Source organism: Paenibacillus solani (genome assembly GCF_001277345.1).
GTDB classification, from domain to species: domain Bacteria; phylum Bacillota; class Bacilli; order Paenibacillales; family Paenibacillaceae; genus Paenibacillus_AQ; species Paenibacillus_AQ solani.
In genome coordinates, this window is record NZ_LIUT01000003.1 from 410,439 (window position 1) to 427,530 (window position 17,092).

The 17,092-nt window shown below is 47.5% G+C and carries 16 protein-coding genes; 3 read left to right on the plus strand and 13 right to left on the minus strand.

The genetic code is table 11. The features are described 5' to 3' along the window. Positions 1-362: 362 nt before the first annotated feature. The 4 genes from AM231_RS29185 to AM231_RS19235 form a co-directional block, all read right to left on the minus strand. A complete protein-coding gene (locus tag AM231_RS29185) occupies positions 363-500 on the minus strand; it encodes a hypothetical protein (protein WP_165593440.1) in 138 nt (45 codons plus the stop codon). 94 nt (positions 501-594) lie between these two features. Next, entirely contained in the window at positions 595-1,326 is a 732-nt protein-coding gene (locus AM231_RS19225; protein ID WP_054404062.1) for a DUF6081 family protein, read from the minus strand. A gap of 16 nt (positions 1,327-1,342) precedes the next feature. After that, positions 1,343-2,269 carry a prenyltransferase gene (locus AM231_RS19230; protein ID WP_053491719.1) on the minus strand — a complete coding sequence of 309 codons (927 nt, stop codon included), beginning with the start codon at positions 2,267-2,269 and terminating at the stop codon, positions 1,343-1,345. A 166-nt stretch (positions 2,270-2,435) separates the two neighbouring features. Beyond that, positions 2,436-3,413: a LacI family DNA-binding transcriptional regulator gene (locus AM231_RS19235; protein ID WP_054404063.1), complete on the minus strand. Its 978-nt coding sequence runs from the start codon at positions 3,411-3,413 to the stop codon at positions 2,436-2,438. A 174-nt stretch (positions 3,414-3,587) separates the two neighbouring features. Here AM231_RS19235 and AM231_RS19240 point away from each other — a divergent pair, with 174 nt between their 5' ends. Continuing rightward, positions 3,588-3,905, plus strand: a complete 318-nt coding sequence (locus tag AM231_RS19240; RefSeq protein ID WP_054404064.1) for a hypothetical protein — start codon at positions 3,588-3,590, stop codon at positions 3,903-3,905. A 252-nt stretch (positions 3,906-4,157) separates the two neighbouring features. On the opposite strand, the gene AM231_RS19245 is transcribed toward AM231_RS19240, so the two are convergent. From AM231_RS19245 to AM231_RS19285, 9 genes are all read right to left on the minus strand, one after another. Continuing rightward, a complete protein-coding gene (locus tag AM231_RS19245; RefSeq protein WP_106406101.1) occupies positions 4,158-5,492 on the minus strand; it encodes a glycoside-pentoside-hexuronide (GPH):cation symporter in 1,335 nt (444 codons plus the stop codon). An 87-nt stretch (positions 5,493-5,579) separates the two neighbouring features. After that, entirely contained in the window at positions 5,580-6,677 is a 1,098-nt protein-coding gene (locus AM231_RS19250) for a Gfo/Idh/MocA family protein (RefSeq protein ID WP_054404065.1), read from the minus strand. Positions 6,678-6,701: 24 nt separating this feature from the next. Then, positions 6,702-7,556, minus strand: a complete 855-nt coding sequence (locus tag AM231_RS19255) for a sugar phosphate isomerase/epimerase family protein (RefSeq protein ID WP_054404066.1) — start codon at positions 7,554-7,556, stop codon at positions 6,702-6,704. Between the two features lie 356 nt (positions 7,557-7,912). Continuing rightward, entirely contained in the window at positions 7,913-8,926 is a 1,014-nt protein-coding gene (locus AM231_RS19260) for a LacI family DNA-binding transcriptional regulator (RefSeq protein ID WP_054404067.1), read from the minus strand. A 403-nt stretch (positions 8,927-9,329) separates the two neighbouring features. After that, positions 9,330-10,160, minus strand: a complete 831-nt coding sequence (locus AM231_RS19265) for a phosphoenolpyruvate hydrolase family protein (RefSeq protein WP_054404068.1) — start codon at positions 10,158-10,160, stop codon at positions 9,330-9,332. Between the two features lie 49 nt (positions 10,161-10,209). Further along, positions 10,210-11,421 (minus strand): Tm-1-like ATP-binding domain-containing protein, encoded by a 1,212-nt coding sequence (locus tag AM231_RS19270; RefSeq protein ID WP_054404069.1) that lies wholly within the window; start codon positions 11,419-11,421, stop codon positions 10,210-10,212. A 125-nt stretch (positions 11,422-11,546) separates the two neighbouring features. Next, on the minus strand, positions 11,547-12,788 hold the full coding sequence (locus AM231_RS19275; RefSeq protein WP_054404070.1) for a phosphoenolpyruvate hydrolase family protein: 1,242 nt from the start codon (positions 12,786-12,788) through the stop codon (positions 11,547-11,549). Between the two features lie 45 nt (positions 12,789-12,833). After that, positions 12,834-13,469, minus strand: coding sequence for a pyridoxamine 5'-phosphate oxidase family protein (locus AM231_RS19280; protein WP_054404071.1), 636 nt, complete (start codon positions 13,467-13,469; stop codon positions 12,834-12,836). A 138-nt stretch (positions 13,470-13,607) separates the two neighbouring features. After that, positions 13,608-14,420 (minus strand): undecaprenyl-diphosphate phosphatase, encoded by an 813-nt coding sequence (locus tag AM231_RS19285; protein WP_054404072.1) that lies wholly within the window; start codon positions 14,418-14,420, stop codon positions 13,608-13,610. A gap of 560 nt (positions 14,421-14,980) precedes the next feature. Between AM231_RS19285 and AM231_RS19290 the strand changes: the two genes are divergently transcribed. Both AM231_RS19290 and AM231_RS19295 read left to right on the plus strand, forming a co-directional pair. Next, positions 14,981-16,138, plus strand: coding sequence for a hypothetical protein (locus AM231_RS19290; protein ID WP_054404073.1), 1,158 nt, complete (start codon positions 14,981-14,983; stop codon positions 16,136-16,138). 266 nt (positions 16,139-16,404) lie between these two features. Further along, positions 16,405-17,085: a hypothetical protein gene (locus AM231_RS19295; protein ID WP_242615240.1), complete on the plus strand. Its 681-nt coding sequence runs from the start codon at positions 16,405-16,407 to the stop codon at positions 17,083-17,085. Positions 17,086-17,092: the final 7 nt, after the last annotated feature.

The window sequence follows — 17,092 nt, forward strand, 5'->3', positions numbered from 1 at the left end:
TCCAATGAAATTCAGGACAAAGGCCGCTTCGTAGCTTTTAATATTTGTGCTGTCTACTTGACGGGGTGCAGTTCACTATCGGGACAGCCTCTTCTTTCTATGTATGCTGTGTTCCAAGATTGTTGGCCTAATGGGGAAGAGGATGCATTCGCTCCGGTCGCTGTTGAAACCAGGAAAATAAGGATTATACTTTGCGGTATTTTCCCGGTTTCAAAGGCGAACGCCAGGTCTCCTCCACGGATACATCCTCTGATTCTGGGGCGCGGCCTCCAATCTTTCCACCCCCACATAAGAGAGCCATCCCACTCCTCTGGGATGGCTTTTTGGGGGCGGGGCGGAGAAGGGGGCAGCGCAGACTCGTATTACACGGTCAGCTTTGCCTGGTTGCATTGCCGAACATGCTGTGAATCCCTCTGGGACTCACGGGCTTGTCGGCGCAGCTTCTTTGGCCACTCGGGAGTTTGCAGCTCCCCCATACGGCCTTGTAGCATTATATCCACCACAAGGCTCCCTCGCTCAAGAATGCAAAAAGATCATGCCCATGATAAAGGGCATGATCTTTTTTTACTGTCTAAATCTATTTCTTCTATAATACTACTCTTTTATCGTAACTGTCACTGGAGAGTATTCGGCAATAACGGTTTGTCCATGCACGGATACGCTGCCTTGCGGCGTCAGGTCTTTTTCGGTCATGATGCCAAGGGCAATGGTAAATTTGTTGAACTTGACTGGAATGTTCTTCTCCCGGCGGATCTCTTCACCGTTCACGTAGAAGATCGCTTCGTCCTCGCCACGGTTATACGTAATTTTGTACGTATTGAATTCGCGCGGGGTAAAATGGGTATCTTCCTCTTTAAAAATGCAGAAGAAACGGGTCTTGTCCGATTCCGGCACCTCTACACCAGGGAACGGCAGAACCGCGTACACACTGGCATATTTGTCGTTCGAAGCAAAGAAATCCAGGGCAGCCCCGGTGCTGAAATCAAGCAGATTCAAAGATACGTAGCCGTCATACAAGTCGCCGGGAACCGTACCTTGGGTGCGTGCCCGAATTTGCAGCTCGAACGTGATCTCACCCGATTCCGGCACTTCCACCTCTTCGTTGGAATAATACATATGCTTGGCATTGTCGAGAATTTGAATCTGGTCGTTCTGGCGGCTTAGTGGCGCACGCACATACAGGATGCCGTTACGGACGATTACGACTGCATTCGGCTCGCGATATTCCCAGAATGAACCGTCCGGCAGTGGAAAGCCGCCGATCTTCCATGTTCCGCTCTCAGACAGAATGGAGTGAAAATCACCAAAAATACGTTGTTGTTCCATCTAATTCCCCTTCTTTCTACAAAGTCTGAATAATTCCCTGGATGATCAACGATAGAATTAATACAGCGCCGCAACGCATTGTCGTCATGGTTGAAGCGCCCATCAGCGGCAAGTACGCTTCAGAACGGTTGTTGCTCTTCAATCTTCCATATACCAAATACAATGGAATCATCGTCAGCAGTGCAATTAATGCATAGGGCGGCAGTGCCCCGGCTAATACGCATGCGATCAATGATAAGCAGGCCAGAAGCAGCAGGACTCGTGAGAAGATCAACGCTCTTTTTTCGCCCCATACCACGACCAAAGTCTTCTTCCCTGCCTGACGATCTGCCTGCCAATGCAAGAAATGATGATTGAACAGAATCAGTGTCGTCAACAGGCCAATGGGCAGAGACAGCAGCAGCGCCCGAACATCCATATGTGAGGTTTGAACGTAGTATGCGCCCATCACGGGCAGAATACCAAAGGATAGCAAAATCGCAATTTCGCTATAACCCTTGCCCCGGTAGCCAAATTGAATCGGCGGTGCGACATAGAAATAAGCAATCAGTCCGCCGAGCCCGCCGAAGATAAATGCCCACCAGCCGCTAATCAAGCTGAGAATGATGCCGCTCAGTGCCGCAATCCCAAACAGCCCCCAGGTGATCATCTCAAACTTGCGCAGTGACCAGACACCTTTCGTAAGAAAGCCGGAGTTGGTGGAGATCGCATCGACATGCTCCTGTGCCTCGGTGTCCGTTCCGTTCTTATAGTCCCATAAATCGTTCACCATATTGGAGAACAGATGGGCGGCGCCGCTTCCGATCAACGTCAATAAAAAGAGGCCTATATGAAATTTGCCCTCCCATACATAAGCCCCAAGCGCTCCCAAAGCAACCGGAATCAGCATGACGGGAATCACTTTGATTCGGGAAGCTTTTTTGAACTGTGCAAGGGCATCCACTTTAGATATGCTCCTTCCTCTGATGAAATTTGTAAAAATAACAGAATAGAACGCCTGCAACTGCTTGCAGACGTTTAACGTTGTGAAACATAGAACTTGCATAAATAAGAATAACATAATTGTCGAACTTTGTAATCCGTTTGTTATAACTTGCCTATGCCATTCATCACACCGAGGATCGCTCAATCAACTCAAAAGCAAGCTCCTTGCGAACCGGCTCTTTCTGCTCTCCTTGAATATGCGCATATAACATCCTGAAGGCCTCCGAGCCCATCTCAAGCAACCGATTATCGATGGTGGTCAGACCCAGCATTTTGCCGATCGGCTGGTTGTCGAAGCCAATGACAGCGAGCTCTTGCGGAATGGAGAGTCCTCTCTTCTCAGCTTCATAGATCAAACCCGCGGCCACATGGTCACCCGTTACCAATAAACTACTTGGACGTTCCTCCATAGCGGACAGCCGATCCATGATTGCCGCGCCGTCTTCCAGATCGATACAGCCATCCAAAATCCATTCCTGGCGGTAAGGCTCCCCGATCTCTTTAAGAACTTCTTCATATGCCACTTGGCGTGCTCTCGTGCTCGGACTATCCAGTCTTCCCACCGTGAAGCCGATGCGTCGATGTCCTCGCTCTATCAAATATTGCATGGCACTGCGAAATGCCTCAGCATGGTTTATATATATAGAAGAAAATAATCGTTCGCCCGCATCCTGACAGCATACAATCGGTCCATAAGCACAATAGGCTTCGATCTGTTTTGGGGTCACGGCCGATGATAAAATAATAATGCCGTCAATCTCGCGGTTTCGCAGCATCTCCAGCACTTCCACTTCCTTGTCCGGCGCATACCCGGTTTGGCACAGGATTAGGCGATAGCTAGCGGCAAGCGCTTCTTGGCCGGCTCCCTCCATCAGCAAGGAGAAGTAGGCATGATTAATAAACGGCAGCATGATAGCAATATTCATCGTTTTCCCTGTAATCAGATGAACCGCGTTCATATTCCGGGCGTATTTCAACTGTTTCATGGTCTTCAACACGCGTGTCCGCTTATCTTCCCTTACATAGGGATGGTTGTTCAGCACCCGGGATACCGTTGAGACCGATACGCCTGCCAGCTTGGCAATCTCTTTAATGTTAGCCACAATCCATCAAGCCCCCTTCATCCACTGGTTCCTTCCTGATACTATCATGATTGCTTTCCCTATTCAAAGAGAGGCAACCCGGTAGTAAAAAGCAGATGCGTTAGCGTGTAAATAATACCCATTTATTGATTTTTTTGGTATGATTACATGCATCATCCCTTTGGAGGTATTGGCATGTCTAAACTGTTCAAGACACTGGGCGCTATATGGCTCATCGGCGGTTTTATCGGAGGAGTCATCGTTTATATCATCATGGAAGGCAATTGGTTAACCGGTATCACTTGGCTGATTAGCGGCGCTATCTCGGGTGCTCTGTTCTATACGGTCGGTGAAATCCATGAAATTGTGTTGGAAAATAACGCCCTGCTGCGGGAAGTGCTGCACCGTCTTCCCGAGCAGCCTGGCGATCAGAAACCTTCCCTTGGAAATTCCAGAGCTAATCTCAGCGGACTGAAGGGGTATAAGATGAACGCAAAAGATGAACAACGATAAAAAGAAAACTTGATCTGGTATGCTTTTCATACTTTACACTAAATGTGTAGCAACCTTTCACTGAGGCCAGCGTGACCGTAAGGGCGTGATGGCACAGTAAAGGCTTCTGCCTTTTTTTTATAAAACACAAAATCTCCTCCGAATTCAACAACGAAAGCTGAGCTTTAGTAGATGATTTTTATCGTTGTCCATGTTGATAACGGTAACGTCGGAGTAAGGTTTTCCGCCGCCTTATTCCGCTTCAGCCACGCTCTAGCGTCTCCCTTCCAGTTCCCCGATCATTTTCTCCTCGACCTCATCCAGCTTGTAGAACGCATACAGTACGGCGCATAGAAGGAAGCAAATAAAAGGTATCCATACAAAATTGAACTGGATCGCGGCCAGACCGGAAGCCGTCTGTTTCTGGTTGGGCGCGTAATGACCAAGGGCTAACACCCATGCAGCTATAGCTCCTCCGATCCCCATCCCGAACTTGACACCAAAGGAGCTTGAAGCCGTCAGCAAGCCCTGTGCCCTGACACCCGACTTCCATTCTCCGTAATCTACCGTATCCGCGAGCATTGCATACATAAGTCCTGCTGTAAATCCGATTCCGATATTTCCCAGAATGACGGCTCCAACCAATACCGGAATGGAGCTGGCCACTGCTCCTGCATACATAATAAGCTGACTGACGGCACCGATGATAATACCAAGGAGTGCCGTATTGCGCTTGCCCATTCGCCGTGCCATCGCAGGCATCAAGGCAATACCGACAAGCATCAGCACATTTAGACTGTTAACAAGCGGAACGAGATCCTCGCGACCCAGATTATATTTGAGAAAAAATACAGCAGACTGACCTTTGCTCGTAAAAGCGACCCAGAAGAATACATTAATGAAGAGCAGTAGCCACCAGGGTAGATTACCCTTGAGTGCTTTCACACTTTCCTTAAACGGCACAGCTTGCCTGCTGCTTGCCGTCTGTACCCGTTCACGCGTATTCGCAAATGTGATGAAAAAGAATACGACCGCAATGGAGGCAAACAGAATCATAGTCCACAGAAAGCCCTGCTGCTGATTTCCCTGACCGAATGCTGCGACCAGTGGAAGCGCGCCAATGCTAACGATTAAACCTCCCAATTGGCCACCTATCATCCGAACGGAGTTCACGACTGTCCGTTCCTGTGAATTGCCCGTCATGCTCGGAAGGAGCGAGGTCAGCGGCAGATTGATGGCCGCATACAAGATACCGAGCGTAATATAAGTTGCGTAAGCGTATACAATTTTACCCGTCTCACTCAGATCCGGCGTCATGAACGTGAGTACAGCGACAAGCCCAAACGGGACTGCAAGCCAGAGGAAATAGGGTCTCGATTTGCCCCATCTTGTATGGGTCCGGTCGATCAGTACACCGATGATTGGACTATCAAAGGCATCGATGATCCGCGCAACCAGAAATAATGTGCCGACTGCTGCCACGTTCAATCCGTACACATCGGTATAGAAGAACATCAGATACAGCGTTATCATCTGGAAAACAAGGTTCGAAGCCGTATCCCCGAGACCGTAGCTAATTCGCTCTTTCCATGAAACCTGATTACCCATGGGACAACCCTTCTTTCGCATTCGGTTCAAGCAGTGTCCCGCCCGTTGCTTGAAAGCCCAAGCGAGCGGGCGAGACTCCACTTCATATCAATCCAAAATAATTTCTTTACCTGTTCTGGACGATTCATAAACCGCTTCCAGAATTGTTGTCACAATATAGGCTTCTTCCGGTTTGACCAGCGGCTCTTTATCCTCCATAATCGCTTCAATCCATTGTCTGGCCTCGCGATCCCCTTCGGTCTCCTCTTGTGAGCCATAGTATGGAATGGATGAGATCATCTCCGGCGTAATTTCGACCAATTTCCCGTACATTTCCGTATTCAGAGACAAGGCCGGATTACCGTTAACAGGATGACGGCGCATCTCGGCTCCGCCCCTTGTTCCGGAAAGCGTTGTCATCGCTTCGCGAACGTCAACCGTATTCAAAGCCCATGAAGCTTCCAGGTAGATCGTCGCTCCATTTTCCATTTTAATAAATCCGACAGCCGCATCCTCCACTTCAAATTCAGCAGGATTCCACTTTCCGAACATATTCGCTCTGTTCTGATCCTTCAACTTATGAAAGGCCGTCCCGGATACAGATTTCACTCTATAGTTGTTCATATACCAGAGCGTCAGATCCAGAGCATGTGTTCCGATATCAATCAGCGGCCCGCCGCCCTGCTTCTCCTTGTCCATGAAAACACCCCATGTTGGCACTGCACGGCGGCGAACGGCGTGCGCTTTAGCCAAATAGATGTCGCCGAGGAAGCCGTCGTCGCATGCCTCCTTTAGCATCAATGCATCTTCTCTGAAACGGTTCTGATAGGCGATGGACAGCTTTTTCCCCGTTCTCTTGGCAGCATCAAGCATTTTGCGGGCTTCCAGCGAATTAATAGCCATTGGCTTCTCGCACATCACATGCTTGCCCGCTTCCAGTGCATCAATCGTAATCGATGAATGGGAACTATTAGGTGTTAAAACATGCAACACATCAATTGTCTTATCCTCTAATAGCTGCTTATAATCGGTATAGGTTTTGGCTCCTTCAGCACCGTACTGCTTGGCGGCAACCTCCGCACGTTCTTCCAGAATGTCACAAAAAGCCGTCATTTCCACAAGGTCACTCAATTTGGCCAATGCCGGTAAATGCTTGGCATGAGCGATTCCGCCGCAGCCGATAATACCCAGTTTTAATTTACTCATATCGTCCTCCAGCTTCTTGAAGTATTAGGATTGAAAAAGTTCAGAGATATAGGTATAACTGATCTCAACGCTCTCCAGCTGATTCCGGGTTGTCCAGTCCTGCTCTACAAAAAGATACCGTGCCTCCGGCTTGCTCCGGAACGCCTCCACGATAGCCGGAATATCCATGATTCCTTGTCCCGCTTCCGTAAAATACTCAATTTTGTGAAGCTTAACCATCATCTCCATGTCAATATGGGCATCCTCGCCAATCACTTCAAACAGATTGACCGGGGATACGCCAGCTGGCAGATCCTTTTGGTGAATAAGGTCACAGCGGTCACCGAGCTTCTGTAAATATTCAATCGGGTCAACCCCGCCTCTCATCGCCCAATACGTATCAAATTCCACCTTCACCAACTGCGTATCCGTATTTTCCAGAATGATGTCCATGACATACTGTCCATCAAACTTCTGAAACTCTTCAAAGTGGTTATGATAATACAACTGAATGCCGTGCTTCTTGAACCGTTCGCCATACTTGTTCAAATCCGAGCACATATCGAGCACCGCCTGCTTGTCACTGAAGAAAGCGATTGCAATTGCCACCGAAGTGAAACCTGCCTCCTGAGCATAAGCGATAATTTTCTCCGTATTCTCCTCCGTCAAAAATCCGAGGTCGATATGAGCCGATACCGCCTTCAGGCCAACACGATCCAATTCCGTTCTCAGCTGGGCCGGATTCAAGCCGCCAACCGTACCACCGATGTTATTCGCATCATGGAAAAACAGCTCCACATTTCGATAGCCGATAGCAGCCACCTTTTCGAGGGTCCCTTTAAAATCCTTAATCAATTCATCCCGTACCGAATAAAGCTGTAAGCCAAATTCCAAACTCATGGATCATTCCTCCTTCTTGATCATACACAAATGAAATCTCCATTTTTGTAATGGATTACATTTTATAATATAAACATAATTAATAGCTAACGGATTAAAAATGTAATGGATTACATTTGTGTTAGATATATCGTACAATAATCTTTAAGCTCTCGTCAATACTAATTGAATGAAATCGACCGAAAGCACACAAGTAGTGTGACAATTCCATAATAAAAATGTCTACCACTTTCTCAGTACAGGCCGAGGGCCATGCTTCGAAGTTTAAAATCTGATATCTTGAAAAAAAGGAACCGGATGCAACCTGAGCGAGGCTCTCGGCACATACCGATTCCTATTATTAATGTACCGTGCTCTTATTCCTTCCGATTTACCGGCGTCGACTCTCTTTCAATCAACCTATGTGCGAGCGTCACATTCTCATACTTTTTGTCTGGCTGGGTCATATTATGAATCAACAAATCCATGGCGGTATAACCCAGATTATACTTCGGCTGATGAATCGTTGTCAGCGTTGGCGAGGACATGGTCGCCTCACGTGTATTATCAAATCCCATAACCGCTATGTTATGGGGTATAGTGTACCCCTTATTCCGGATGGCGTTGACACAGCCGATCGCCGTACTGTCACTCATGCAGAAGATAGCGCTAGGTGGATCTGCAAGCTGCAGCAGCTCATCCGCAAGCCTGGTTCCAGCGTGATGATCGTAATCGCCATATTTGATCCATTCTTCCCGGTACGGTATGTGGTGTTGCTCTAGCGCCCTTTTATAGCCGTCATGTCTCAGGCGGGTTGAATGGGCCAATTCGGAACCGCCGAGCAAGGCTATGCGACTGTGCCCCAACGTGATGAGATGACGAACAGCGTCGAAAGCCGCCTGCTCATCATTAATAGACACACAGCAGGTATGGGATGCATAGGTAAACTCACAGCATTGAACAATGCTGTTTCTTTGGCCCAGTTCACTCAGCTCTTCTTCGCTAAGCTTGGAGCTAAACGTAATGACACCGTCCGCCAGCCTCGTTTTCAGCATTTGAAACAATTCTTTCTCCCGATCCAGATGGTTGGAAGTCGGGCAGACCAGTACATAGTAGCCATCTTCTTTGGCACGGTCCTCGATCCCCTTCACAATATCCGCAAATATGGGGATGTCCAGGCTTGGGGTTACTACCAGCACCTTCATCGTCTCCAACCTTCTCAGGTCGCGCCCCAGCAGATTGGGCTGGTAATCAAACTTTTGAATCACGCCTAGTACTTTCTCCCGGGTCTTCTCTTTAACTAAAGGACTATCATTCAAAACCCTCGATACCGTAGCGACGGAAACGCCTGCGAGCTGCGCCACCTCCTGAATCGTCATCGATTTTTGCATTCGCTCCTCTTCCCCTATTCATCAAAATAATGTATGACTCCAATTGTTTTTTACATAAATTCGTTTTCAGTTTACCCCTTCATGCAATATGTCCGCAAAGTTTTATTGTGATCCATAACTCAACTTCAAAATTAAACATATCGTACAGGTTGTGTCAACATCGATTTGGTCTGACAGACTAATATAGCGGAATTTTTTCTTGCGATATCAACCCTGCTGCGTGCTTCCCAAGGGAACAACTTACGATGCACCGGGTCGTTGTGGCCCGTCTGATCATCGGGTTCGAGACACCAAGAAAGGACGACCTACCTTGGATATCCAGAAAAAAAAGACTCCCTCACTGAGGAAATCTTTATCAATAGTATTCAGTCAGCTTACCCTTGTATCAGAGGCCGATCACAACTTACTTCAAAATATTCTTGAAGGCCTCCGTCTGCTGCTTAATGCCAACCTCCGTGGCAAAACGCTCAATGCTGGATGCTCCGAAGAACCCTTCCACGTCCTTGGTTCTGGACAATACATATGCCGCATCCTCAGGCTCTGCAATCGGACCGCCATGGCACAGAATCATAATGTCCGGGTTAACGGTTTTTCCGGCATCACAGATCGCTTGAATCTTTTCAACGCAATCATCGAGAGTCAGTGCCGTTTTTGCGCCTATGGTTCCTTTGGTGGTAAGACCCATATGGGCAACCAGAACATCGGCTCCGGCTTCGGCCATCTTCTTCGCTTGATCGGCATCAAACACGTACGGGGTTGTCAGCATATCCAGCTCATGCGCCTTCCGGATCATCTCAACCTCAAGATCATACCCCATGCCGGTCTCTTCCAGATTCGCCCGGAATACGCCGTCAATCAGGCCGACCGTCGGAAAATTCTGCACTCCCGCAAAGCCCTGCTCCTTAAGCTGCTTAAGAAAAATGTCCATAATCCGGAACGGGTCCGTGCCACAAACACCCGCCAATACCGGCGTATGCTTCACAACCGGCAGCACCTCATTCCCCATATCCACCACAATCTGATTCGCATCTCCGTACGCCATAAGTCCGGCGAGCGAGCCGCGCCCAGCCATCCGGTAACGGCCCGAATTATAAATAATGATCAGGTCCACGCCCCCGGCTTCGGCACTCTTGGCCGAAATGCCCGTGCCTGCTCCCGCTCCCAACAATACCTTACCCGCTCCTACTTCCGATTTTAGTTTTGCTAATACTTCCGCTCTCGTTGCCATTGCCATGGTCATTTCCTCCTTCAGTATGAATGCTTGATGTGTTGTTGTCCCCATCTCACTGCCGCTTCATCAGTTCCATTAGCTTATCGGCCGCAGCCACTGCAAAAGCTTGATCATTGATGTCGGTATCCATCTCAATCAATTCAACGGTCTTGCGGTCAATGCGTTGTCTTAACGTATCAAACAGCATCTCATCCTCTTCCGTCCCACGGAATGCTTCACCCTCCACATCGAGCATTGATACGCCCTGCAGAGGAAGCATCAGCACCGTAGGACCTTGCGACAGATTCAGTTTGTCTGCAATAATCTCGCCAAGCTGCCGGTTCTCCTCCACCGTGGTTCGCATCAGCGTAACCGAGGGGTTATGCCTGTAAAGATTCCGTCCCCGGAATACCTCCGGCACGGAATCATAAGGACCGAAGTTGACCATATCCAGCGCTCCTGTCGATACAACCTGCGGCACTTTGCAGCGTCCAGCCGCTTCCAGTCGATGCGGCCCAGCCGCCAACACGCCGCCAACCAGCTCATCGCACCATTCCGTTGTCGTCAAATCCAGTACGCCATCTATATATCCAGCCTCAATTAAGCTCTCCATCGTTTGTCCGCCCGTACCTGTTGCGTGAAACACAAGCACCTCGTAACCATGCTGCTCCAGATGCTCTCTGGCATAATCAATACAAGGAGTTGTAACTCCAAACATCGTGGCTGCAATCAAGGGCTTCTTATCCGCCGGAGGCGCCGATTCAAACGTCACCATCCCGGCAATTGCGTGAGCCGCGTTCGTGAATATTTTGGTAGAAAACGAGTTCAGTCCGGATACATCTACGATGGAAGGAAACATGATAATGTCGCTTGTCCCTACGTACGGTGCCGTATTCCCGGAAGCGACTGTAGACACCATCAGTTTCGGGACGCCAATCGGCAAGGTTCTCATCCCCGCTGTAACGATGGATGTTCCTCCTGTTCCACCGAATGACAGCATGGCATCGAATTTACCTTCTGCATAGAGCTTCGGCACGATGTGCTCCATCCCGCGGGCTAATGTTTCGGTCCCGGCTGACCGGTCCTTCCGAGCAGCAATTTCCCGTATATCCGCACCAACTGCCGCTGCAATCTCCACATTGTTTACATCCGGCGTGAACATGGGTTCAAACACACCGCAGTGGATCGTAAACGTCTTTAGCCCCAAGCTCTCTATGACCGATTTTACATATAAAAACTCGGCGCCTTTTGAATCAAATGTTCCTGCAATCGCTACCGTCTTCACCGTACAGACCTCCTCTTATGTCTCCTGCGGGATCGCTTGTCCGTCCCGACCAGTCCGGCATCTGATCCCTACAAGACCATAATACAGCGCTTTCAAATAAAAAAGATCGTATCCATGTACGATCTTTATGTATATTTGTCTTTTATCTGCTGACGATAGGATTGGGGAGATGCACCCGTGTATTTTTTGAAGGTTTTGCTGAAGTGAACATAATCAGGATATCCTACCAGCTCTGCTATTCTGCCCAGGGACAACTTGCTCTGTTTCATGATATCCTGCGCCTTGTGGATCCGGTATTTGGCTATATACTCCGGAAAGGTGCATCCAACTTCCTTGTTAAAAAGCGCACTCAGATGCGTTCTTGAAACATGAATCCGCTCTGCCAGCTCCGTCATTGAAATCGGGTCTGCGTAATGCTCAGCGACATATTCTTTAACATAAGCAACATAATCCAGCGGCTCTTCAAGCTGTGTCAGCTTATCCATCAGCTGCTGATCCTGCTCCAGATGGCCCATAGCCTTAAAGCGATGTGTTGCATCCACTATGGCCTCTTCCGTCGGCGTCCGTTCAACACTCGACCCACCCACGTAACCCATGGCGGAGGTGTTGTCGTACATGTATTGCACATCAATCGGCGTATGAACCGGGCCGCCATAAACCAGCTTGATTGGCTGCTTGCCCGAAGTATCACACACTTCGAATATGCCTCTGGCGATTTCCGCTCCCTTCTCCAGCGACCATGACTTCGTGGTGCCCATCATGCCGCCTGCCGTGACACCCAGATGGGCACAGATCATATCTGCTCCAGCCTCCAGCATCCACTTCGCCTGCTCCGGATTGAATACAAAAGCCATCGTAAGCATCCCCTGCTCATGGGCGATTCGAATGGCTTCGACCTCATGCAGGTAAGTAATCCCTTCCTCCTCCAAAGCTTCACGAAATTGTCCATCAATCAATCCTACAGTCGGATAATTGATGATACCGGCAAAACCGCTGTCCCGAATCCATGCCAAATAATCCGGCATCTGGACCGTTGGATCCGTTCCGCACAAGCCGAAGATGACCGGCGTATCACGGACCGCCGACAGAATTTCACGCGAGCCGAATTCCATTACCATCTCATTGGAGTTGGCATAGGGCATGAGCCCAGCCAAAGAGCCAAGCCCCATCTGCCGAAAACGGCCAGAGTTCAGGGCCAATATAAAATCGGCACCGCCCCTGACCGCATATTTTGCTGAAATTCCCGCTCCTGCCGCAACGCCAATCAATCGTTCTTGAGTCTGTATCCCTCTATGTAATCGGTCTAAAATCTGTTCTCTGGTCGTTATCAAAGTTACGGGTCCCCTTATCTTCAAACTGACCGTCATATTTCATCATTTCCTGAAATCGCTAAACCTATTATAAAACGAATATCAATAAAGACGTTTCGTGTAACTGTCCTGCAGTGCCTGCGTAACGGACTCTTCCGTCACGCTCTCTTGATTCACATGATCCGCTATGATCTTGGACGGATTCGGAAGCTGCTCGCGGGCCAGCCATGAATCCGGATCCCAAATCTGCGAACGCATAAATGACTTGGCACAGTGGATATAGCATTCCTCAACCTTGACTCCGATGCCAAGCCATGGCCGTTTGCCCTGTACTCTAAGGTGATCCAAAATGTCTTCATCCCTTATCAAGACAGCACTGCCGTTGATTCGCAAGGTCTCCTTCAAGCCAGGGATGACAAACACGAGTCCAACTCTCGGATTGGACAGGATATTGCGCAGCGAATCAAACCGTCGATTACCCGGCCGCTCGGGAATAACCAAATAGGATTCATCCATTACATGCACAAATCCCGCCGCATCGCCCCGGGGTGAGACATCGCAGGATCCGGATGCATCGGAAGTAGATATAAATAACAATGGACTTTTCGCAATGAAGTCTATGCAGTGATGGTCCAATCGATCAATTGCCTTGTTTTTGACCACGGGGCTGGACTCGCCGAACAAATTCCGAAGCTCATCCTCTGATGTAATAACCGATTGAAAAGGAACTTTTGACATCACAATCACTCTCCTATTGGTTACCTCTTATATCATTCCTCTATATTTAATCATATCCTGATTTTTGTCCACTTTCATCATCAAAAAAGAAGCTTCCCACAAGTTCAATGAACCTATGAGAAGCCCTCCTAATCGTTCTTATAAGAAGATAATCAGCAACGTTCCTACGACAAAGCAGTAATAAGCAAAGTATTTCAAATTCCCGCGCGCCATAATATTCATGAACCATTTCATCGCAAAATATGTACAAACCAACGTAGCGATGAACGCGATCAGATACGGGATGAACAGCGAGGAGATGTTAGGATCTGATGCAATATCCTTTGCCCCCAGCACCATGCCCCCCAGGCTAATCGGGATGTATAACATAAATGAAAACCGCAGAGCCGTTTCCTGTTTCATACCTACCGCAATGGACGTAATGACGGTTGAACCCGATCGGCTAATACCCGGGATCAGCGCTACAGCCTGTGCCAATCCTACGATCAGCGCATCCTTAAATGACAGATCGTTATCCAGCTTGCGCCCCCGCAAATTCCGAATCAGCCACAGGGCAACGCCCGTGAACAGCAGCGCAATTCCGACCGTACGTACAGAGGCGAATATTTCCTCAATCTGATCTTTGAATAACAGCCCGATAATGACAGCCGGAATCGTACCTACAATAATATACAGAATAAACAGAAAGTCTGGTTTATATTCCGGTTTTCGTGTGCGCAAGTAACCTAAGCCATTAACGATCAGTCGCTGCACATCCTTACGAAAGATATACACAATCGCTATTAATGACGCCGTATTGGTCAAAATTTCAAACGACAGTCCGTTCTGCTCCATGCCCATAAGTCTCTGGGCGACAATCAGATGTCCACTAGAGGATACCGGAATCGGCTCCGTAACCCCTTGCACGATCCCCAGCAACAAATACTTCAACCACAAAATGAAATCTCCCATAAAACAAATTCTCCTAATCTTGTAAACACATTTGTCTTCCTTGTAAAAATACTATTCTATCATAGCCTAACAAAATAGGAAGAATCAAACCTTTAGTGGAACATGCTGGTGCCTTTTTGATATGATCTATATTCATTTGTTTTGCCAAAAAGTTATGTAAACAAGAGAAGCCCCTCTAACCACGGAATTAGAGGGGCTCCTAATCTATTGTTAAGAGGTGATTTCATCATAAGATATACAGCTTAATAAAACCTTAAAGCTTCATTAGGGGAACATAAAAAGTTAGCACACTCCCATGAATACGATGATCATACACTGCACAATCAAAATTTATAGCAGGTAGTTCTTTCAGCCCACCAAAACTTCTTTTTTCTACAATATTCTCACAATATAGCATCCTGTTATAGAAATAAATACCTAGTTCTGATAGACTGGTCTATAATCTTCCTATCATGAATGTGTTTATTATAGCTGTTCCCTCATAGCAACAAGTGGAATTCTTCCGCCTAAGCCAATCCCCTAGCCGATAGGGACTTAAAGAAAAGAGAAGAGAAGAAAAAATGAGATCAAGCGCAAAATTCACCCTGTTCATCCTATTATTAGCGGTTATGCTAACTGCCTGCAGTTCAGAGAAAAAAACAACCGAGGATTCACCCGCTCCTACGCCGAAAGAAGAAGTAGTAAAAAACACTTCTACTGACGATACAAAGGAGAAAGAAGTACATAATAAAACACAACAATTTTCAGGGGAGAACTTCTCCTTTTCCTACCCCTCGACTTGGAAGGATGCCGAGCTTAACGTTCCTCAAATTTCTGCTGCATTTGTAAATCCGAATTCCCAAGGGCCTTTTGCTGAAAACGTAAACTTAGTTATCGAAGAATCATCTGCCACACCTAAGGAAGCAGCTGATATCTCCGCACAAAGTTTAGCCAGTGGAGCTGGCGGAGAGCTAATACAAAACTACAAAAAATTAAATTACATGGATATAGCGGATAAAGCTGCAGGGATTCTCGAAGCTGAATACACGCAGGGAGAGTTGAACGCGCAGGTCATATCAACGCAATACTATGTCTCGGATGGCCAAGCGATGTATATTCTTTCCATTGCCTACTCCAAAGAAGCTTACGATAATGGAGGGAAAGCGATTGTCCAGAATATAATAGATTCCTTCGAAATCGTTAACGCTAACCATGCTGTTGCAGACCCGAATGCTAACGCTGGCACGAACAATGACGATCTTACGGAGGAAAATCTTTTTGCTGAAATGATGGCTTATATCATTCCGATCGAAGTCGAAAACGGAGCACTTGACCAAAAAACCTATAACTACATTGTTAAGAACTATACGTTATTTCCAGCACTAACACCTGAAACTCAAAAGAAGGCGATCGCCGAAGTCAATCCAAACATCGATTCCCGTCATCTGTTTAAAAATATCAATCCCTATTTAGAACAAATGATTGAGGTCAGCGGATACGTTGTTGAAATCATGGAAGAAGAGATCGATGAGGGTCTTACCGTTACCGAAATCCATATCATTGATGATTACGATAACTCCATTTTTGGCTATTACGCCCATACTACTGGCGATATTCTTCAAGACGATTACGTAACGATGCGAGGCGTGCCGGCCACCTATTATTCATTTGAAAATATTAGTGGCGGAACAACAAATTCTGTTCTTATGGGCATTTCGACAATCGAAAAGACTCCATAATCGTCTGGAACAGGGGCTCCTGCTCTAGGATGAACCGGATATAAAGAAAAAGCACCGCTCAAGGTGCTTTTTCTTTATTCTTTATTCTCGACATAAAGCGGGGGGTTCCCTGCTGGGATCGGGGTAAATAAACGGAATTTTCACCTATCGCACTGCTTTTACAATCCATACCTTAGCATTCCCTAATTTATGGTATATTGGTGGAGTCGTTGTTCCATTCTCAGAGGAAATTTTCATTATATAAAACATGTTGGTGGTGAAATCTAATGATGCTGCTCAAGCACAAACGAATGACCCTGATTACTGTCATGCTCATGTTGTCTTCCGTCATTTTGTTGTACGGACTGCTCTATATGAAAGAACAATCTGGCGGGTTTTCAGATTGGCGTATATCGCGCACCATGGGACTTGAGGGTACGATTCGAATCCCGCTTGGCAAGTCATCAGAAGATGCTGTTGAACAGTTTAGAGGCCCATCGACGATGCGGGTTATTCACCAAGAACCTGTAAGAGGGGGCACCCTTTTGTTTATGGACCGGGATGGTAAAGAGGACAGCAGCAATCTTCAGATAGAGTATGTACGAAAAACATGGTTTGGATGGAAATGGGCTTGGGGTGGAGGATATGGTATGAGTAAGTCCCCACAGTCTGCGTTAAACTATATGATCATGCCTAGACCTGATCATATCTCAGGTGCTTTTCCCATCGTTTTCGGAAATATTCTCGACCCCTCGGTCCAGAGTATCGCTATTCAGAGTAAGGGTGGAGATCATTACAACGCTGAACTGGCTGCCGTGGGCAGCGGGAAGAGAATCTGGTTTGCATATCTGCCCTCGTCCGCTTTTACCCCTTTTGATATCGAAGCTTTTGATGAACAAGGGGAGCTTATAGCTGAGCAAACCGTAACGGACCCCAATGACGGCGGCTCGATCGATGTTAGAAATTGATCTCATA